Below are 21222 nucleotides of genomic sequence, written 5' to 3'. Positions count from 1 at the left end.
GATAATTATGGCTCGTGTTACTGTTGAAGATTGTTTAGATAAAATTGATAGCCGCTTTGAGTTAATTCTATTAGCTGCCCAAAGGGCGCGCCATCTAATGTTAAGTGGTGAAGAACCGCGTGTTGACTGGGATAACGATAAGTCAACTGTTGTTGCGCTTCGGGAAATTGCAGAAGGCGTGATATCAAAAGATGAAATCCGCAAACAGCAGGATTATTAATTTTTTAAAAAAATGAAATGAAAGCATTGACTTTATTTGTCGAGGCTCTATAATCTCATCTCGTTGTCGGGTGCTTAGCTCAGCTGGGAGAGCATCGCCCTTACAAGGCGAGGGTCGGGGGTTCGAACCCCTCAGCACCCACCACTGACAACATGATCTTATGCAGTTAATTGCAAAATATTTAGTTGCTGTAAGTTATGAATTTTTCAAATAAAAGAAACTAAATGCTTAATGCTTAGATTTCTAATTTAGAAAGAGAGTTGCTTTTTTGTATATTTATACCCACCATAAACCACTTTACAGAATTTCTGTCATCGAATTTCTTGCATTTTTAAGCGATGTGGTTTTACCAATAGTCCTTGCTATTACCTGCAAGCCAATCGTACAAAACGATCAAAAACTTCTTCGACACCGAACACCATAAAATGATTTGTGATGGATATAAAACTCTGTTTGCATTCTGTTCTTTAAAATATTTATCATTTTCACCTGTCGAGTAGTTTAAGCATGCATATAAAGCATGCTATAGTATGGAGGTTTCCAAATAAAGTGGAGTAATTGACGTTGATTGATTTTCAAGAAAAGACAGATAATATGCGTATTAGCGATCAAAAAACATTGGTGCCGGCGGGCGTGATTCATGAAGATCAGCCAATAACAAGATCTGCAGCTAGTACGGTTATAACCGCAAGAAAGGCAATTGAAAGAAGCTTGCATGGGCAAGATGATCGTTTAGTGGTTGTTGTAGGGCCTTGCTCTGTACATGATGTGAAAGCAGCTAAAGAGTATGCGGAGTTGTTGTATCAGGCTGCAAAACAATATAGCGATCAGCTGATCATCGTGATGCGCGTTTATTTTGAAAAGCCAAGAACGACCGTTGGCTGGAAAGGGCTTATCAATGACCCGGATCTGGATAATAGCTTTAAGATTAATAAAGGCCTTCGTATGGCGCGGCAGTTACTTTTAGACATCTCGGATATGGGCTTGCCTTGTGCTACGGAATTTTTAGACGTCGTCAGCCCCCAATATATTTCAGATTTAATTTCATGGGGCGCTATTGGTGCAAGAACAACAGAAAGCCAAGTCCATCGAGAGCTGGCATCTGGCTTATCATGCCCAATTGGATTTAAAAATGGGACCAAAGGCAGCTTGGATATTGCTGTGGATGCTGTGAAAGCTGCTAAATCAAAGCATCACTTTTTAGGGGTGACAAAGCAAGGGACAACCGCTATCTTTGAGACAAAAGGAAATGCTGATAGCCATGTGATTTTGCGTGGCGGCAAGACTGGGCCAAATTATTCAAAGGAATGTGTTGATAAAGTAGCTTTGATGTTGGAAGAGGCAAAACTACCACATAAGGTCATGGTGGATTGTAGTCATGGCAACAGCAATAAAGACTATAAAAAGCAAATTGTTGTGGTTGATGAAGTTTGCCAGCAGATAAAGCAAGGTAGTAAAAATATTCTAGGTGTTATGATAGAGAGTAATTTAAAAGCGGGGAATCAGTCGATTTTTGTTACACCACTTGAGTATGGTAAGAGTATTACAGATGCTTGTGTTGATTGGCAAGAGACTACTCAAATGTTAGCTAATTTAGCTAAAGCAGTTCAAGAAGTACGCGGGCACTAATCTGTATTTGAAAAAATGTAAGCCTTTTCGGCGCCTGATTGCGAGCGTTGGCTTTTTCTTGACATTTATATGTCAAATCATTGAAAATGCCAAGCCAGATAATTATAGATAAAATGCAAACCTATATGATGTGCGTAGCATGTGTGGAATATTTTACAAAAGGGTAAAACAAGAAACGCTGTAATCGTTTATAAATCATATAAGTGAGTGTCGTTTTTTTTGATAAATTAAGTGGAGTGATGAATGCCTGTTATTAGCCTACCTGATGGCTCGGAAAAAGTATTTGACAAGCCAGTGTCTGTTTATGATATTGCGCTTGATATTGGTCCTGGACTTGCTAAAGCTGCTGTTGCTGGTGTCGTTGATGGCAAGCTTGTAGATATGTCTTTTATGGTGCAAGATGATGCAGCAATCAAGTTATTAACGGTTAAAGATAACCAAGGACTTGAAATCCTTCGTCATTCTTGTGCGCATTTGTTGGCCCAGGCAGTTAAACAATTATTTCCATCGGCACAAGTGACAATTGGTCCTGTGATTGAAGATGGTTTTTATTATGATTTTGCTTATAAGCGCGGATTTAGCAGTGAAGACTTGTCAAAGATTGAACAGCGGATGCACGAGCTTGCGCAAAAAGCACAAGAAGTCATAAGAAGTACGATGACACGTGATCAGGCGATTGCTTATTTTGAATCGATTGGTGAAAAGTATAAGGCGGAAATTATTCGCGATTTACCTGAAAATGAGGAATTAAGTCTTTATACGCAAGGAGACTTTACTGACTTGTGTCGAGGGCCTCATGTGCCAAATACAAGTTACCTTAAGGCATTTAAGCTAATGCGAGTTGCTGGTGCTTACTGGCGTGGTGATGCAAAAAATGAAATGCTAACACGAATTTATGGGACATGTTGGGCAGACAAAAAAGCACTTAAGGCATATTTGCATCGTTTAGAAGAAGCAGAAAAGCGTGATCATCGAAAAATTGGTAAAGCTCTGGATCTGTTTCATTTTCAAGAAGACTCCCCAGGAATCGCATTTTGGCATCCAAAGGGCACTGCTATCTGGCGAGTTGTTGAAGATTACATGCGAGCCTCAAACACAAAGTATGGATGTACAGAAATTCGTACACCATTGATTGCGGATATCTCAATGTGGGAGAAATCAGGACATGCAGCCAAATATGCAGATAATATGTTTATGACACATTCTGAAAACCGAGAATATGCGCTTCGTCCTATGAACTGTCCAACCTGTGTGCAAGTTTATAATAGTCAGTTGCGAAGTTATCGTGATCTGCCTTTGAGAATGGCAGAATTTGGTGTGGTACACAGAAATGAAGCTTCAGGCGCTTTGCATGGACTTTTGCGTGTGAGAAGCTTTACACAGGATGATGGACATATTTTTTGCACAGAAGAACAGATTGAGTCAGAAGTCACACAAATGATTGAGCAGTGTTTTGAAGTGTATCGTGATTTTGGATTTAATGATTATGATATTAAGTTGGCACTTCGTCCAGATGCGCGTGTGGGCTCTGATGAAATTTGGGATAAATCAGAAAGGGCATTAGCAGATGCATTAACCAACCATGGCGTTAAATTTGACTATTTGCCAGGTGAGGGTGCTTTTTATGGTCCTAAAATTGAGTTTCATTTACAAGATGCCATTGGTCGAAGCTGGCAATGTGGTACAATTCAGCTGGATTTTTCAATGCCAGAGCGATTAGGCGCTAAATTTATTGACCAACAAAGCGAAAAAAAGACGCCTGTAATGCTTCATCGGGCAATTGTGGGTTCTCTAGAGCGCTTTATTGGTGTGTTAATTGAGCATTATGCCGGGAAATTGCCTGTATGGCTTGCCTCAACTCAGGTTGTCGTAATTGGTGTTAGTAATAAACAGGATGAATATATCCAGAAAATACAGACAAAATTGCAAAATATGCACATTCGTTCACAAATTGACTTGAGAAATGAAAAAATTGGGTTTAAAATCCGTGAGCATACTTTAGCAAGAGTTCCTTTTATAGCCATCGCTGGTGAAAAAGAAGCTGCTTCAGATCAAATCAGTGTCAGAAAACAAGATGGCACAGATCTTGGTGTATTATCGATCAGCGAGTTTAGTAAGCTATTGAGCGATGAGGTGGCAAAAAAAGGTTTGGTAACAAGTTGATATTAGGAGTGAACAATTAGCAAGTCAGACCAAAAAGCGCCAATTAATGAGAATATTAAGGCGAAAGAAGTCCGTTTGATTGGAGCGGATGGAGAACAAATTGGTATCGTCTCATTAAAAGAGGCGCTGGAAAAGGCTGAAGAAGCAGGTGTTGATTTGGTGGAAATGGTGTCACAAGCCAAACCGCCAGTATGTCGGTTAATGGATTATGGTAAATATCTATTTGAACAGGGCAAAAAGAAAGCAGCTGCAAAGAAAAAGCAAAAACAGATGCAGGTCAAAGAAATTAAACTTCGACCTGGTACCGATGTTGGGGACTATCAGGTAAAACTACGCAACCTGATAAAGTTCCTAGAAAATGGCGATAAAGTCAAAATCACAGTCCGTTTTAGGGGGCGTGAATTGGCACATCAAGAGTTAGGCATGGAAATGTTGAAGCGCTTGGAGTCTGATTTAGAACCTTACGGCGTGGTGGAGCACCGACCGAAAATGGAAGGTCGTCAAATGATCATGGTTTTAGGACCAAAGAAAAAATAAATGTATTTGTCGTTAAAACAGATACCTGAATAATAATGGTAAAATGCGGAGTAGATTATGCCAAAATTAAAATCGAATAAAGGTGCGCATAAGCGCTTTAAAAGAACTGGTAAGGGTGGTTTTAAGCATCGTGCAGCAAACCGTGCCCATATTAATACTAAGATGACAACTAAGCGTAAGCGTCATCTGCGTGGAATGGATCAGGTGGCTAAGGCTGATGTACCAAGTCTTAATCAGCAATTACCGTTTGCTTAATTCAATTAACTAAGTTTTTTTAAAGTGGAGTAAATTATGCCAAGAGTAAAAAGAGGCGTTCAAGCACGCCGTCGTCATAATAAGATATTAAAACAGGCCAAGGGCTACTATGGTGCGCGTTCGCGTGTTTACCGTGTTGCCAAGCAAGCTGTTATTAAAGCAGGTCAATATGCATATCGTGATCGCAGACAGAAAAAAAGACAATTTCGTTCTTTGTGGATTGTTCGTATTAATGCAGCAGCACGTCAACATGATTTAAGCTATAGCAAATTTATCAATGGCTTAAAGAAAGCGCAAATCGATCTAGATCGTAAAGTACTTGCTGAGCTTGCGGTATTCAACAAAGACGCATTTGCCGAACTGGTAGAAAAAGCAAAAGCAGCACTGGCTGCATAATTTGCTATACCAACGCAAATAACAGCGTAAAACTTTTAAAAGGGGTGTGCTTGAGGGTACACCCTTTTTTTTGACTATTACTTATGTAAAAAGGTGAATATTGTGCAGGAAGATAAGCATTATATGAATTTTTGGATGCTTGTGGCCCTTGTCTCTGGAAATATGGTGGGATCTGGTATTTTTCTATTACCATCAGGACTGGCAAAATTTGGTAGTATTAGCATTCTTGCCTGGGTTTTCACAGCACTTGGTTCAACGGCATTGGCATTAGTGTTTTGTAGCTTTAGCCGTCTTGTTCCTAAGGTTGATGGTGGGCCATATATTTATGTTCGTGTTGGGTTGGGACGGTTTCTTGGTTTTCAAAGTGGTTTTGGCTATTGGGCATCACTTTGGGTGGGAAACTGTGCAATTGCAATTGCCATGGTAGGTTATATGAGCTATTTTTTTCCTGCTTTGAATAACTATGTTATTGCAGGTGGCTCTGCCATTGGTATTATATGGCTTTTAACCTTTTTTAATATGCTGGGCGCCAGAAGTGTAGGCTGGTTGCAAGTCATCACAATGATTGCGAAAAGCCTGCCTTTGCTTTTTATCATCGTAGTTGGAATGTGGTATATACACCCTCAATTTTATACTGGTTTTAACATCAGTGGACAAGCAAATTTTGATGCCTTTAGTTCGGCAGCATCACTTACCTTGTGGGCATTTATTGGTTTAGAGTCAGCAGCAGTGACGGCAAGTCGTGTTAAAAATCCTGCTAAGACAATTCCTTTGGCAACACTCACTGGTGTTTTGATTGCTGCATTTATTTATATTGCAAGCTCTGTTGTGATTATGGGAATGGTGCCGGCGATAAATTTACAAAATTCCAATGCACCATTTGCCTTGGCTGCGGCTGAAATTCTAGGGCCAAATGGTAGTATGGTTATTGCTGTGGCAGCGGTTATTGCTTGTTTGGGGACGCTAAATGGTTGGGTGATGTTAACAGCTGTTGTTTCCCAATCAATTGCGAAAAGCCGTTTATTCCCTGCGATCTTTGCCATAGAAAATAAACATGGTGCCCCGGTTTTTAGTTTGCTGCTTTCAGCTGTCTTGATGACAATACTATTGTTGATGACAATGTCAAAAAGCTTGGTTGCACAATTTAATTTAATCATTTTAATGGCGGTATTAGCAGCGCTTATACCTTATTTTTATACGGCGATTGCGAATATTTTAGTCATTAAAGCGCAAAACCCACAAACGCGTATTTACCATGCAAGTGTAATTATTGCCATTCTAGCTTGTGCTTATTCATTGTGGACAATTGTTGGTTCAGGTAAAGAAGTTGTTTACTATGGGATGATTTTATTCTTTCTAGGCACTCCAATATATGCAGCAGCAGAATGGATTAATACAGCAAAGCCTATAAAAAGGAAGTCGATGTTCTAAAAATTTAGTAAAATTTTAATAAATTGCTTGATGTTCTAAAAAAATAGAACATAATAGCACTATGTCTCGTAAAAATAGCAGGGAAGTATATGTTGACGAAAAGAGAGCAGCAGGTCTTAGAAATTATACAAGATTTTGCCTACCAAGAAGAAGTGCCAACGCTAAACGATATTGCACACAAGCTTGGGATCAAGTCAAAAGGCAGTGTTCATTATTATATTCAAAGCCTTGAAAAAAAAGGCTATATTGAAACGCCAAAGGGCAAGCGTAAACATATAAAAGTGCTAAAAAGCAGCAGGTTACTTTTACCGCTTGTAGGAACCATTGCGGCAGGCCAGCCTTTACAGGCGTATGAAGTGATTGAAACCATTGACTTTAGCTCGCTAATTCAAACAAATGATCGCTATTTACTGAAAATTTCAGGAGACTCTATGAAAGATAGCGGAATATTAGATGGTGATTTGGTGCTGATTCAAAAACAAAGTATCGCACGAGATGGCCAGATTGTTGTGGCATTAATTGATAACGAAGAGGCGACATTAAAAGAGTTTGTAATGCAGGATAAATCAACGGTTGCACTTATTCCACATAACGATGAATTAACACCAATGCTTTATTCGGCCAGCCGTATTAAGATACAAGGGGTTTATCTTGGTGTGCGTTTTGATAAATCATATTTATTAAGTTAAGCGTATAAATTTCACTTTTTTAGTATTAATAGCGCTATGTTAGATAAAGGTATAAGGAGGTCGTAAATAATGAACAGTCAGCGATTAATAACATTTTTATGTGCAAATCCATGCGTATTTTATTGGGAAGTCAGTGAGTTTTATAAAATTGACCAAGGTGTTGCTGCGCAGGCAAAAGATAATCACCTTTTAAAAATTACATTCAACCCTTACAAAGGATTTCAGGTGTTATTAAGTCATCAAGGGAAACTACGCAAAAAACCAGTCAAGCGAGTAAGCTCAGTTACACCATTTGATTTACATGATGTAATATCAAATGTATTGGCATTGATTAATCATAATAACAAGGCAGCTTAAAGGAGATGTTTGATGAAATTATTATTTAGCTACATTTGTGCTTTTAAGAAAGGGAAGCTTGGAAAACAGGCGCTTTACAGACAGCGTGCAAAAGCTTTGCGTAAGCGCTTATATAGTAGTATATAAAGGATTAATTCAAGATGAGAAAGACAAAAATAGACAATTTTGAGACCGTGCTGAATAAAACTGAACGATTGATAGAAGCCGAAAAGATGCTTAAAGATGGCGTGCCAATTTCTGTGATTGCAAGGACATTAGATTTAAAGCTAAGTGAGATTATCAGGCATTAGTGCAAATATTTACCAAATGATTTACAAGTGGTATATGTGCTTAATTAATAAACTGCCAAACAATTTAAAGCGCCAGCCTTCAGCAAGTTTGCTTTTTAAATTTTCAGGGTCCATTAGACAGCTTTGTACAAAGAGTTTAAGATCTTGTTTAGCAGCAACAATTTCGACAGCAATATTTTGCTGTTCACAAAGCGTTTGTAATTTTTGATAAATATCATTGAGGGTTTCTTTGCTTATCGTGGGCATTGCTGGCCTTTCACTAAGCAGATCATCTTGGGAGGATGCTTTATGAAGTGCGGACATAACCAAAGAAGCATAACGATTTAATTTCTGTTTTGATAGTATGTTGCTATCGGCAAGCTGTGTAATATTGCTTGGATTGAGCTTGGCAATTTTGGTTAGCATCTGGTCGTTAAGTGTGTTGCGCACAACAAGATTATGTTTTTGTGCATATTGCTCACGCCATTTCACTAGTGAGATTAAATTTGCCTGGGCTTTATCATTGCTAAGTGATTTGATACGCAGAAACATCCTTTTTACTGCTTGCTCAGGCGTAGAAAATCCAGCATTTTGGCAGCAGCGATCCATCTCTTCAATAAAATGGGCTTGCTTTTGTGCTTTTTCAAGCTTTTGTTGGAGATCGTGGTAGGCCTCGAGCAAATAAGCGACATCAGCAACAGCATAAGTTATTTGTTCATCTGTTAGGGGGCGTATGCGCCAATCAGATAGTTTTTGTTCCTTATCAACAATGGCGATATTTAACTCAGACAGCAAATGTGGAAGAGAAACTTGATGTGGATTGCCTAAAAAAGCCATGGCTGTCTGTGTATCAAAGACATTTTCAAATGATGTATTAAGCGCATGTTTAATGATTTTAATATCATTATCAGCAGCATGCATGATTTTACAAATATTTGGATTTTGAAAAACAGGCGTTAGTATCGATAAGTCAAGCCCAGGGGCAAGTGTGTCGATTAAAAAGACTTGCTCTGGGGTTGATATTTGAATAAGACATAGCTTGGGATAGTAACTATAACGCCAGAAAAATTCGGTATCCAGCCCGATAGCCTCTTCACTTTGTAATTGTTGTGCAAGCGCATGCAGATGTTGATTTGTTGTGATCATTTAATTGGCTAACGATTAGAATATTGCCTATCTTACAAAGTAAAATGGTAAATTCAAGTAAAATTAATGCTTAATCGTATCTACACCTTCACTTATTTTCAGCTATACTATGGAAAAACTCTTACAAAGGTGCTAGGAAATAAGCCCTAAAAACCACTTTAATAGATTGTAGTTTAGTGATAATGTAAAATTGTAGGCGATAAAGTTTTAGGAGGCGCACAGTGATTAAGGTGCTATTAGTTGATGACCATGATTTGGTTCGCTTGGGAATTAAGAAACTTTTAAGCGATGTGGGGAATATACAAATTGTCGGTGAGGCATCCAGTGGTGAGGAGGCGATTCAAATCGTACCTAAAGTTAAGCCTGATGTGATCTTAATGGATGTGAAAATGCCTGGTATGGGCGGGTTGGAAGCAACAAAACGCATTGTAAAATCTCATCCGGATGTAAAAGTTCTGGTGGTGACAGTATATGGCGATGAGCCTTATCCAACACGCGTTTTACAAGCAGGTGCATCAGGTTACATGACTAAAGGTGTAAGTGTGGATGAGATGATTCAGGCAATCAAAATGGTGCATTCTGGTCGGCGTTATCTTTCACCTGAAGTGGCGCAACAACTTGCTTTAAAGCATTTAACGCATGAGGATGAATCACCTTTTGACTCTTTATCAGAGCGCGAAATGCAGGTTTTGATTATGATTACCAGCGGGCAAAAAGTCAATGAAGTTGCTGATCAGCTGTGTTTAAGTCCTAAAACGGTCAACAGTTATCGATATCGCTTATTTGAAAAATTAGGGATTGATAGTGATGTTGAGTTAACGCATCTTGCCATACGCCATAAACTTATCGATGTTGAAGAAGATAAGGTTTAGCTGTATCCTTATCTATATTAAAAATCGCCTACATTTATCTTCATTATCTTTCAATAAATACGGCAACGTTGAATATAAAGCTAACCATTAATAGATAACTACCATCATGTTTTTAGATGATTTCACATTTGATCTTGAATCGTTTTTAAAGAATGTCAGTACACATCCTGGTGTTTATCGCATGTATGATAAACAAGGCAATATTATCTATGTGGGTAAAGCAAAAAATTTAAATAAACGGATTAACAGTTATTTTAGCAAAGGTGCTAAGGATCTAAAAACGCAAAGTCTTGTTGCGCAGATTCACTATATTGATATTACCGTAACGCCAAGTGAATATGAGGCGTATCTATTAGAAAGTAGCTTAATTAAAAAGCATAAACCTAAGTATAATATCTTGTTTAAAGATGATAAGAGCTATCCTTATTTGGCACTTAGCCATCATGATTTTCCAAGGCTTTATGGCTTTCGCGGCAAACCAGATAAAAAAGCCACTTATTTTGGCCCTTATGTATCGCTTGCTTCCATGCGTGAAACGCTTGTTTTATTGCAGAAAATCTTCCCGGTTCGCCAATGTGAAGACAGTTATTACAAAGCACGTACACGGCCATGTCTACAATATCAAATAAAGCGTTGCAGTGCGCCATGTGTCAATAAAATATCGAAAGAAACCTATGCAGAGCAGGTGGATTTATTAAAACGTTTTATTCAAGGTAAACTAAGCAGTGTGCTAGAAGAAGTTTCAAATAAAATGCACCAGGCTGCAGAACAGCATGATTTTGAAAAAGCAGCCATGTTAAGAGATCAGCTGACAATTTTAACGAAAATACAGCAACAGCAGATTATCGATCAGGTTAGTTTGCGTAGTTTTCATGTAATTGGTATTGCATCAATTATGCAAAAAGCTTGTGTAAGTCTTTTGGAAATAAGCCAAGGCAAAGTTGAATATGATCGACATTGGTTTATTGACATTGATATGCTGCAAGAAAAAGAGGATGTTATATCAGCATTTCTCTTACATTATTACTTATCTGATCAAAGCCGCAACCTCTGGCCAGAACAAGTTATTTTACCTGAGGGATCAAAGGTATCATCTTCATTGTTATCAGCGATTGAAAAAAAAGCAGGGGCAAAGCTTCAGTGGTTAATAAAGACCACAGGAATCAATGCAAAATGGCAAAAGCTTGCTATGGTGAATGCCAAGCAGAAACTACAATCAAACTTACAGTCTTTGTCTCAATATGCTGCAAAATTTACAGCATTACAAACATGGCTAAATATCGAAGAAATCAGACGTATTGAGTGTTTTGATATCAGTCATCATCAAGGAGAAGCAACAGTTGCTTCATGTGTTGTTTATGAAAAGCAAGGTCCAGTAAAGTCTGCTTATCGGCGATATAATATCGAAGGGGTTACGGCTGGAGACGATTATACGGCGATCTCACAAGCATTGCATCGGCGGTTATCCTCAGGCGTTCAGGCGGATAATTTACCAGATGTTATTGTCATTGATGGTGGAAAGGGGCAGTTGCATAAAGCAGAGCAGGCGCTATTGCAGTTTGATTTGCAAAATACAATACAGCTTGTAAGCCTTGGAAAAGGGGTTGAGCGTATTAGTGGAAAGGAAGTGATCTATCGTGGATTTGATTCAACTGGTTATCACTTGCCAGCGTATGATTTAGCCTTTTTACTGCTTCGACAAATTCGTGACAGTGCGCATGATTTTGCGATTACCGGCCAACGGAAAAAAGTTGCTAAAAGACAAACAGAGTCTATTTTAGAGCAAATTCCAGGAATCGGTGCTAAGCGTAGAAAAGCTTTATTAACACACTTTGGCGGATGGCAAGGCTTAACAAGCGCTTCAGCTAGCGAAATAGCCAAAGTATCAGGCATTAGTGCTAAAATGGCTGATATGATCTGGCATGCATTGCATTAAAAACATAAATTTTTGGTATGTATGCTTTACCTTTTGCCATAAGCTTTGTAGGCTTTTTTAAAACAAATCATTGAGCGACACACTATGTGCAAAAAAGTGAAACTGTTTTTTGCCGTCTTTTTGTTATGTATTAGCGTTAATCTAAGTAGCGCAAAAAAGGTTCAAAATATAGGTTCTGATAGCATGCAAACAGTACAACAAAAAAATGGGAAAGAAGTTAATATAACGCCTAATGAAAGCTCAACTCAAGCAGGCTGGGGAAATGTGTTTTCAGCCTATCAACCCAATTATGTATTGCCTTTTTATTACAATAATAATCAAACCCAAGTATTTTCAGGGCCAGATGGCCAAAAAAATAAAAATACAGAGGTTAATTTTCAAATTTCGGTTCAAGCAGGTATTTGGCGCAATATTTTTGCAACACCACTTTCTTGGTACTTTACTTATACACAGCGCTCTTTCTGGCAGGCATATAATGATTCTGCATACTTTCGTGAGACTGATTATGAGCCAAGTACTTTTTTGTTATACAGTTTTAGCGGTAATAATATCATTGGTTTAAAAACAGTATCACTTGGCTTTGTGCATCAGTCTAATGGTAAAGGTGGCGAAAATGAGCGCAGTTGGAATCGCGTTTTTTCCAATTGGACGTTTAAACCAGCTGATCATTGGCTGATCCAGGTTCAGCCTTGGCTACGGGTTTATGGTGTTTTAGAGTCAAAGGACTATAATCCTGATATAACAGATTATATGGGACATGGTAATCTCAAGCTATCTTATAGACTTTATAATAATGTTTTTACCGTTATGTTGCGAAACAACCTTGAAAGCGGTTTTAAACGAGGTGCTGTGCAGTTGAGTTGGAGCTTCCCCATTTACCATGGTCTTCGCGGGATGGCTCAAGTTTTTACAGGATATGGGCAAAGCCTTATTAGCTATAATCACTACAATACAGGATTAGGATTAGGGATTGATTTTACAGATTGGTTATTGAATTGATTATTTTGATCATAAGTTTTTTTCATCGACTATAATGAAATTACATTGAACATGATATATACAAACAATGTTGTCGGGATGCGATTCAGGGATTTTTTCTTTTGTCAAAATAGCAAGCCTTTATCATATTGCTATTAATGAACAAATGGTTTACCACGAATATGGTAATGGTACAGAACCTTTATCACAGCAGGCTTTATTGCGTGCAATAAAATCCTATCATTTCAAAGTAAAACATGTCAAAACCACAGCGCAAAAAATCAATTTTTCGCTTTTGCCTGCTATTGCATTGGGTGTTGATGGCTATTTTGTCGTTTTAGGTGTGAAAAAACAGCAAAATGAATATTTAGTCATTGATCCATTAAGCCGCCAAATAAAGCATTTAACAGAAGATGCATTTAATGCACTTTTTGCCAATGAGATTATTTACTTAACGCCAAAACATCACAGTAAAAAGCAGCAGCAGTTTAGTATAAGGTGGTTTATTCCAGCATTATGGAAATACAGGCATATCTTTCGTGATGTTTTGATTGCCTCATTTTTTTTGCAGCTATTTGCGCTGGTAACACCTTTGTTTTTTCAGGTTGTGATGGATAAAGTTGTTGTTCATCAAGCCTTGACAACCCTTGAAATATTGGCAATTGGCTTTTTGGTCGTTTCATTGTTTGAAGTTATTTTTGGTGCGATTCGTACTTATTTGCTATCACATACGACAAGCCGTGTTGATGTGGAGCTTGGCAGCAGACTTTATAAGCATTTGTTAAGTTTGCCCTTGGCTTATTTTGAATCAAGACAAATTGGCCAGAATGTTGCGCGTGTTAAAGAGCTTGATAGTATGCGGGAGTTTTTAACAAGTAGTGCCTTAATATTGATTATCGACCTTGGGTTTACTTTTGTGTTTTTTTCAGTGATGTGGTTTTATTCGCCCACATTAACCCTGGTTGTATTACTAACAATTCCTTTTTATGCGGGTTTATCAATATTTATCGCCCCGATTTTAAGATACCGCCTGGATAAAGCATTCAAAGAGGGTGCTAAAAACCAGGCCTTTCTCACTGAATCTTTAACGGGAATCCAGACCATTAAATCATCAGCAATTGAACCGCGGATGCAGCACAAATGGGAAGAAAATCTAGCAAGCTATGTACAGACAAACTTTCGCGCACGTAATCTAAGTAATATAAGTGGTCAGATCGCACAGTTTATCAGTAAAATCACAACACTTTTAATCATTTTTATTGGTGTGAAATCTGTTATTAATGGGCAATTGACAATTGGGCAGCTCATTGCCTTTAATATGTTGGCAGGACGTGTAACAACGCCTATTTTGAAATTTGTTCAGTTATGGCAGGATTTTCAACAAGCCAGCATTTCGCTACAACGTTTAGGTGATGTATTAAATGCTTTGCCTGAAACGTCACAAAAAATTGCGAAACACAATCTAGATACCTTTCAAGGCGAGGTTTGCTTTAAAGCTGTTAATTTTCGTTATCATTCTGATATGCCACTTTGTTTAAAGCAGGTAAGCTTTGATAGTAAGCCTGGGCAAATGATTGGTATTGTTGGGCGTTCTGGCTCTGGGAAAAGTACGCTGACAAAACTCATTCAGCGGTTATACGTTCCTGAATCAGGCAGAATACTAATTGATGGCGTTGATTTATCGGCAATTGACATCAGCTGGCTTAGGCAAAATATTGGCGTGGTCTTACAAGAGAATTTTTTATTTAACTGCAGTGTTCGTGATAATATTGCACTGACATGTCCAGGAGCTTCTTTACATAATGTGATACATGTAGCAAAGCTTTCTGGTGCACATGAATTTATCTGCACGCTTAATAATGGCTATGAGACGCTCATAAAAGAACAAGGTGCGAATTTTTCAGGTGGGCAAAAACAGCGATTAGCAATTGCAAGAGCGTTAATTCATGATCCTAGAATTTTAATTTTTGATGAGGCAACTTCAGCGCTTGATTATGAATCTGAGCGAATCATTCAAGCCAATATGCAATTTATAGCAGAAAATAGGACGGTCTTTATTATTGCGCATCGTTTAAGCTCAGTGACTTGCTGTGATCAGATAATGTATTTGAAAGATGGTGTGATTACTGAAGTTGGGACACATCAGGATTTACTTCAACGCCAAGGTGATTATGCAAGCCTGTATAAAGCGCAATACCATACACAAGAAGCGTTCAAGAAAGGGGAAAGAATTGATAGTAATTTTGTAAATGGATGAGTTATTTCAGGTGATGTAATGAAATTATTAATGCGCTTTATAAATTATTGGCAGCGTCGAAAATATCTTAATGAAGACCAGCACCGTCAGAAAGATACATTAAGCTTTTTGCCAGCAGCGTTAGAAATACAACACCGCCCACCACATCCGCTGACTCGTATTATTCTGTGGAGTATGACTTTATTGCTTTTACTAGCGATCTTATGGGCATGTTTAGGCAGACTTGATATTGTTATTACCGGGGCAGGGAAGCTTGTCCCAAGTGGGCAGGTTAAAGTGATTCAGTCTTTAGAGAAAGGGACCGTTCACAAAATTTTTGTGCACAATGGTCAATTGGTACATAAAAATGATGCTTTAATTGCGCTTGATCAGAGTTTTACACAAAATGAAATTGATTATTTAACAAAACAGCTAAAGCAGCAAAAAATAACGCTATATGTCAATCAAGCCTTTTATCAGCTGCTTAAAAGTGGCGAAGAAAAATCACTGACATTAGAGGATATTATTTATTTTTTCTTAGAAAATGCACCTGAAAGAAACACAACTGGTGAGCATTTGTTATGGCAAAAATGGCAAGCATATGCTGCGCAGATTGCAAGCTTAAAATCACAAATTGCAAAAGTTCAAAATCAGATTGTTTCAGCAGATAATCAGATTGCTATGCTTGAGGAGATGTTACCAATTGTGAAAGAACAGCATGACATGCTCGCGCATTTATATGCGCAGAATTATACCTCTAAAGCTGAGTATTTAAAGCTTAAACAAACATTAATCGAGAAGCAAAAACAGCTGTCGATAACAAAAGCGCAGAAGAAAGAGCAGCAAGCAGTTTTGCAAAGCGTAGAAAGCCAGCTTTCACTAAAAAAAGCAGAATATTTTGTCAATGCTTTAGAGGAAATACAGCAGACACAAGAGAAGATCAGCTCGCTTCAAACTAATTTGGAAAAACAAAAACGGCTTTATGATAAATTTATGCTTAAAGCCCCTATTACTGGCTATGTACATGAGCTAATGGTTCATACGATTAATGAGGTGGTATCACCGGCAAAAGTTTTGTTAAAGATTATTCCAAAAGATGATATTTTAGAAGTATCCGCGATCATTTCGAATCAGGATATTGGTTATATCCATGAAGGGCAAGATGTCGTGGTAAAAATTGATACTTTTCCTTTTACCGAATATGGTTACATTGAAGGCAAAGTTCGTGATATTTCTGAAGATGCTGTTCAGGATGAAAGGTTAGGACTTATTTATAAAGTGAGCATTCATCTGGCAAAGCAGCGTTTGTCAGTTAACAATAAAAACATTAGATTGATACCAGGGATGTCAGTACGCATCGAAATTAAAACAGGCCAAAGAAGAATTATTGATTATTTTTTACATCCATTGATTAAAGGGTTAGAAGAAAGTTTGCGAGAACGATAATCGCTTGCATGAAATCAGCGATTCAGCTGCATTTTTGTGCAAAAACACATCGTTATTTCCTTTTTTATTGATTGAAATAGTGATAGAATGCACGGGATATACTGCTTTGACCTTGTTGTTTAATAGTGTTGGCAGTACTATTCATCGGTAATTCGATGTAATAATAATGATTATAAAAACAAAATAATGATAAAAGAGGATAAAATTATGTCTAGAATCTCATCTTTGCAAGACCCATTCTTAAACGCGTTAAGAAGAGAAAAGATTTCAGTATCAATTTATTTAGTAAATGGTATTAAATTGCAAGGTATTATCGAGGCATTTGACCAGTTTTCCATCGTTCTAAGAAATAGTGTTAACCAAATGGTTTACAAGCATGCTATTTCAACTGTTGTTCCTGCAAAAGCCGTACGTTTAGTTTATAGCAACTACAACCCGCATCACAATCAGCAACAAACACCGATGTCTGAGCAAAATCAAGAAGAAGATTTTGATCAAATGGAAGAGGTGTTTGAGGATGAGTCTTTTGAAGAGAACCTGGCCGAAGGGCAAACAACCTCTCAAAATAACCAAAATTAATTGACAATAAAGGGCGACATTTTCATTGGAAATATTTCAGCAATATCATATTGGTGAACGTTGTCTTATTGTTGATATTCACTTCTCATCAAAACCTGAGTTGAATGCTCAGGTTGACGAGCTTTGCGGGCTGGTTAATGCCGCCGGCTGGCAAGTCATCTCTTCTGTATCAGCCAAGCGTAATTATCCTGATCCAAAATATTTTTGTGGCAGGGGAAAACTCGATGAAATCAAACAGCAGCTTGCAGCTTGTGACATTGAGCTTGTTGTATTTAACCATAGTATCACCCCTTCTCAAGAACGTAATATTGAAAATGTATTAGGTTGTAAGGTTATTGATCGTACGCGTTTGATTTTAGAGATTTTCTCTCAGCGTGCACAAACCTATGAAGGAAAGCTGCAAGTCGAGCTTGCACAATTAAACTATGTGGCAACACGCCTTGTTCGTGGTTGGACACATCTTGAACGCCAAAAAGGTGGTATTGGCGTGCGTGGTGGTCCAGGTGAGACACAGCTTGAGCTAGATAGAAGAATGCTTCGTCAGCGTATTGCGCAAATTGAGAAACGCCTGGAAAAGGTTAAAAAACAACGCAGCTTAAGCCGAGCCTCAAGAAAAAAGCACAGTGTTCCAACGATTGCTTTTGTCGGCTATACAAATGCGGGTAAATCAACCTTATTTAATAAGATAAGCGGGGCACAGGTTTTCGTAAAAGACCAGTTGTTTGCAACTTTGGATCCAACCTTGCGTCAGGTGAATATTCCCAAGTTGGGTCAGGTGGTGTTGTCTGATACGGTTGGTTTTATTCGTAACTTGCCACATGATTTAGTTGAAGCGTTTTGTGCAACGCTTGAAGAAGCAATTGAAGCAGACTTGCTTGTACATGTTATCGATTATGCTGATCCTGAGCATTTGGCATATATCGAACAGGTGCATCAGGTATTAGCGCAGATTCATGCGGATAAAAAGCCGATTTTGCCAGTTTATAATAAGATTGACCTTCTAGATAACGTTGATGCAGGTGTTTATTATCGTCAAAATAAACCATCAGAAGTCTATTTGTCTGCTTATACAGGTCAGGGGATTGAATACCTTTATGAGGCGATTGCAAAATTCTTTAATCAGCAGTGGCTTAAAGGGGTGCTTGTTTTATCTCCTCAGCATACTAAAATTAGGGCGCAGCTTTATCAATTAGGTGTTGTGGAAAAAGAGCAAATTGCTGAAAGTGGCGACTATCATTTAGCCATTCATATTGCAAAAAGTGATCTAACTCATATTTCTCAAACAAATAAGCTTGAGTTAATGGCAAATTTTAGTCAAGATGACTCTTTATAAGAGCGTAATTAAAGTATTGATGCATGGGATTTAAATTTATCGCATATAATAAAGGGTCAGATCAGGGACCGCCTGATCTTGAAGAAGCCATTCGACGTTTTTTTGGAAAGAAAAAGCCTTCCAATAATAATGGAGATCAAAACAATAAAAGCATTTATTCGCGCAACGCCAAATCGCAAGAACCTCTACCAATAAAAAAAATATTATTGGCATTGGTTGCAGCGGTTGTCATTATATGGGCTTTATTTGGTATTTATGTTATTCAGCCAGCACAGCAGGCAGCGATATTAAAATTCGGCAAGTTCTCAGGAATTGAAGGCCCTGGTGTTCACTGGTATCCACCAGGCTTTGTCCAGGTGATTAAAAAGGATGTGCAGGTTTTAAATACGATTAGTGTTGATAAACTCATGTTGACCTCTGAGGAAAACATCGTACATGTTTCTTTTTCAGTTCAGTACCGTATCGGGGATCTGGAGCATTATCTATTTTCGACTACCTCGCCTGAATTAATATTAAGGCAGGCGCTTGAAAGCGCTGTGCGTCAAGTGGTTGGTGCAAACAAGCTTGAGAAAATATTAACGGTATCACGTGCGCAGATTACACTTCAGGTTGAGCAGGAACTTAAAGCATTGTTAAAGAAATACCAAACAGGGATTTTAGTAAATGAGGTTATTATGCAGCCTGCTAAGGCACCTGACGAGGTGAAAAGTGCGTTTGATGATGTGATTAAGGCAAGAGAAGACCGTGAGCGTTTACAAAATGAAGCTTACAGTTATGCAAATAAAGTTATGCCAGTGGCAAAAGGTAAAGCGCAACGTATTTTAGATGAAGCGCGTGCTTATAGCCAAAAAATCGTATTAGAGGCAGAAGGGGATGTTGCAAGCTTTAATCAGTTATTACCAGTGTATAAGCAGCAGCCAAATATTGTAGAAAATCAATTATATTATCAAACAATGGCATCAATCTTTAGCAATAATAAGTTGTATGTGATTGATGGAAATGGCGCAAAAAATCTATTTTATGGCGAGAAATCAACGCCTTTTGCTGTATCAGGCCAGAAAGAAAATGGGGGTGAGCAATGAGTAATAAGATGATGGGACTTATTGTGCTTATTATTGCCGTTTTAGTCGTTTTATACAGCATGTTATTTCGTGTGACACAAGGTTATGAAGCAGTGGTACTAAAGCTTGGTGAGTTAAATAAAAATAAGGCTGGACAAGTTAAAATTTATCAACCAGGGCTGCATTTTAAAATTCCTTTTATTGAGGATGTTAAAATATATGATATGCGTCTGAAAACCCTGTTAATTGATGAGGCAAGGGTTGTTACCAATGAGCAAAAAGATGTTATTATCGATGCATATCTGGAATGGAAAATCAGTGATATTTCGCAATTTTATCGCAGTGTTTCAGGTAATGATGATCGAGCAACTGTCCTATTGAAGCAATTTTTAGAATCATCTTTACGTGCTGAAGTTGGTAAGACAGATATTAAGGGATTGATTAATAACGATCGTGACGAGTTAATGCAGACACTAACCCAAAGTGTACAAGAGCAAGCCAAAAAAATTGGTATTGATGTGGTTGATGTACGTATTAAACAAATTGATTTGCCAGACACCGTTACAGACTCTATTTTTCAAAGAATGCGCTCAGAGCGACATAAAGTAGCGTCACTTATTCGTGCAGAGGGTGAGCAGAAATCAGAGAGTATTAAGGCCAATGCTGATGCAACAGTAACGATCACAATGGCAAAAGCCAATCGTGATGCTAAGGAAATTAAAGCAAAAGCAGATGCTAAAGCAGCTGAAATCTATGCTAAGGCTTACAGTCAATCTGAGAAATTTTATGGTTTTTGGCGTGCTATGATGGCCTATCAGCAAAGCTTTAACAATAAAGAAAAGGATGTCTTTGTTTTAAAACCTGAAGGCAAGTTTTTTCAATACTTTAATCAGCTAAGTACAGAAGATAATCAGCAGGCCATCACTGCAAAATAGTTTTGACGAAGCGGTTTTGCAAATAAGTCTGTCACACAATAGTTTTTCTAAAAGCATCATTTTTTCATATTATTAAGGAAACTCTTAGTGCAAGTTGGGATTAATGCCCTGATCCTGCTTGAGGTTTGATTATGGGCTCCTATGTCGCTTCCTCTACATTATAGGTTATTAGAAAATGTTATCCGTTAAAGTCTGCTTTTGGTGAGATTACCAGTTTCTATCTGCAGTAAAAAAAATTATTGTGATAGCGCTGGACATGGCATTATTTTGTCGGCATGATGAGTCTGCACTTTATATTTAGAGTGTAGGAAACCAATAAAAAATGATGGAGTATAGAATAATATGAGTGCGCCAAGCAAAGCTAAGGCAATCAAGCTGGACAATCCAGCCCAGAAAAAGGCTAGCCACCAGTCTGGAACCGAACTACACATAATGCAAGGTAACGAACATTATGAAGCTGTAGTAAGGGCGGTCTATCAGCCACAACGCGAGTGAAGGTATTGAGCCCCGTAATATACCATCGTCGCACCTGATCAAGGTTTTCATATGCCTGAAATCAGCACTACGCAATACGTAAAGGCGAGTATGCGTGGAGGTGCCGGGGTCTGAGTCCGTAGCGGGTAGATGAACTGATTGCTTTGGAACTTGGGAGAACCTTGCTATTTCTGCATGCTTATCTTGGATCCTATACATCTAGAGGTAAGTTTAGCATGGTAGTCGCACTTGCTCGTAGTAGAGGTGTAAATAGGGTAAT

At 38.1% G+C, this 21222-nt stretch carries 21 protein-coding genes and 1 tRNA gene; 21 read left to right on the top strand and 1 reads right to left on the bottom strand.

What is annotated here, in order from left to right:
• The first annotated feature begins 7 nt into the window (after window positions 1-7).
• The 11 genes from rpoZ (at window position 8) to DNK84_RS14120 (ending at window position 7967) form a co-directional block, all read left to right on the top strand.
• Entirely contained in the window at window positions 8-220 is a 213-nt protein-coding gene (rpoZ, locus tag DNK84_RS00315; protein WP_119342596.1) for a DNA-directed RNA polymerase subunit omega, read from the top strand.
• A gap of 68 nt (window positions 221-288) precedes the next feature.
• Window positions 289-364: transfer RNA gene (locus tag DNK84_RS00310), tRNA-Val, on the top strand.
• Window positions 365-784: 420 nt separating this feature from the next.
• Complete coding sequence (locus tag DNK84_RS00305; protein WP_328587414.1) at window positions 785-1849, top strand: 3-deoxy-7-phosphoheptulonate synthase; 1065 nt, start codon at window positions 785-787, stop codon at window positions 1847-1849.
• Between the two features lie 243 nt (window positions 1850-2092).
• A complete protein-coding gene (gene thrS, locus DNK84_RS00300) occupies window positions 2093-4012 on the top strand; it encodes a threonine--tRNA ligase (RefSeq protein WP_119342595.1) in 1920 nt (639 codons plus the stop codon).
• Between the two features lie 15 nt (window positions 4013-4027).
• Entirely contained in the window at window positions 4028-4549 is a 522-nt protein-coding gene (gene infC / locus DNK84_RS00295; RefSeq protein WP_119342594.1) for a translation initiation factor IF-3, read from the top strand.
• Window positions 4550-4606: 57 nt separating this feature from the next.
• On the top strand, window positions 4607-4804 hold the full coding sequence (gene rpmI, locus DNK84_RS00290) for a 50S ribosomal protein L35 (protein WP_119342593.1): 198 nt from the start codon (window positions 4607-4609) through the stop codon (window positions 4802-4804).
• Between the two features lie 36 nt (window positions 4805-4840).
• On the top strand, window positions 4841-5200 hold the full coding sequence (gene rplT / locus DNK84_RS00285) for a 50S ribosomal protein L20 (RefSeq protein ID WP_119342592.1): 360 nt from the start codon (window positions 4841-4843) through the stop codon (window positions 5198-5200).
• A gap of 102 nt (window positions 5201-5302) precedes the next feature.
• Window positions 5303-6631 carry an amino acid permease gene (locus DNK84_RS00280; protein ID WP_119342591.1) on the top strand — a complete coding sequence of 443 codons (1329 nt, stop codon included), beginning with the start codon at window positions 5303-5305 and terminating at the stop codon, window positions 6629-6631.
• A gap of 89 nt (window positions 6632-6720) precedes the next feature.
• Window positions 6721-7320 (top strand): transcriptional repressor LexA, encoded by a 600-nt coding sequence (lexA, locus tag DNK84_RS00275; protein WP_119342590.1) that lies wholly within the window; start codon window positions 6721-6723, stop codon window positions 7318-7320.
• A gap of 69 nt (window positions 7321-7389) precedes the next feature.
• Complete coding sequence (locus tag DNK84_RS00270) at window positions 7390-7677, top strand: hypothetical protein (protein WP_119342589.1); 288 nt, start codon at window positions 7390-7392, stop codon at window positions 7675-7677.
• Between the two features lie 140 nt (window positions 7678-7817).
• Window positions 7818-7967, top strand: a complete 150-nt coding sequence (locus tag DNK84_RS14120) for a hypothetical protein (RefSeq protein ID WP_162902114.1) — start codon at window positions 7818-7820, stop codon at window positions 7965-7967.
• Window positions 7968-7988: 21 nt separating this feature from the next.
• Here DNK84_RS14120 and DNK84_RS00265 read toward each other — a convergent pair whose 3' ends face one another.
• Window positions 7989-9092, bottom strand: coding sequence for a ribonuclease D (locus tag DNK84_RS00265; RefSeq protein WP_119342588.1), 1104 nt, complete (start codon window positions 9090-9092; stop codon window positions 7989-7991).
• Window positions 9093-9313: 221 nt separating this feature from the next.
• Between DNK84_RS00265 and uvrY the strand changes: the two genes are divergently transcribed.
• From uvrY to DNK84_RS14115, 10 genes are all read left to right on the top strand, one after another.
• Complete coding sequence (gene uvrY, locus DNK84_RS00260; protein ID WP_119342587.1) at window positions 9314-9964, top strand: UvrY/SirA/GacA family response regulator transcription factor; 651 nt, start codon at window positions 9314-9316, stop codon at window positions 9962-9964.
• Between the two features lie 106 nt (window positions 9965-10070).
• Window positions 10071-11900: an excinuclease ABC subunit UvrC gene (gene uvrC / locus DNK84_RS00255; RefSeq protein ID WP_119342586.1), complete on the top strand. Its 1830-nt coding sequence runs from the start codon at window positions 10071-10073 to the stop codon at window positions 11898-11900.
• 183 nt (window positions 11901-12083) lie between these two features.
• Window positions 12084-12899 (top strand): phospholipase A, encoded by an 816-nt coding sequence (locus tag DNK84_RS00250; protein ID WP_162902113.1) that lies wholly within the window; start codon window positions 12084-12086, stop codon window positions 12897-12899.
• Between the two features lie 67 nt (window positions 12900-12966).
• Window positions 12967-15135, top strand: a complete 2169-nt coding sequence (locus DNK84_RS00245; protein WP_119342584.1) for a type I secretion system permease/ATPase — start codon at window positions 12967-12969, stop codon at window positions 15133-15135.
• Between the two features lie 18 nt (window positions 15136-15153).
• A complete protein-coding gene (locus DNK84_RS00240; protein WP_119342583.1) occupies window positions 15154-16560 on the top strand; it encodes an HlyD family type I secretion periplasmic adaptor subunit in 1407 nt (468 codons plus the stop codon).
• Between the two features lie 207 nt (window positions 16561-16767).
• Complete coding sequence (gene hfq, locus DNK84_RS00235) at window positions 16768-17139, top strand: RNA chaperone Hfq (RefSeq protein WP_119342582.1); 372 nt, start codon at window positions 16768-16770, stop codon at window positions 17137-17139.
• 25 nt (window positions 17140-17164) lie between these two features.
• Entirely contained in the window at window positions 17165-18472 is a 1308-nt protein-coding gene (gene hflX, locus DNK84_RS00230; RefSeq protein WP_119342581.1) for a ribosome rescue GTPase HflX, read from the top strand.
• A gap of 23 nt (window positions 18473-18495) precedes the next feature.
• Complete coding sequence (gene hflK / locus DNK84_RS00225; RefSeq protein WP_119342580.1) at window positions 18496-19554, top strand: FtsH protease activity modulator HflK; 1059 nt, start codon at window positions 18496-18498, stop codon at window positions 19552-19554.
• A complete protein-coding gene (hflC, locus tag DNK84_RS00220; protein ID WP_119342579.1) occupies window positions 19551-20468 on the top strand; it encodes a protease modulator HflC in 918 nt (305 codons plus the stop codon). The genes hflK and hflC overlap by 4 nt, the downstream gene beginning before the upstream one ends.
• Window positions 20469-20810: 342 nt before the next feature.
• On the top strand, window positions 20811-20963 hold the full coding sequence (locus tag DNK84_RS14115; protein WP_162902112.1) for a hypothetical protein: 153 nt from the start codon (window positions 20811-20813) through the stop codon (window positions 20961-20963).
• Window positions 20964-21222 lie beyond the last annotated feature (259 nt).

Source organism: Facilibium subflavum (genome assembly GCF_003574485.1).
Taxonomy (GTDB): Bacteria; Pseudomonadota; Gammaproteobacteria; order Francisellales; family Francisellaceae; genus Facilibium; species Facilibium subflavum.
This window is presented reverse-complemented; position numbering and strand designations above follow the sequence as displayed.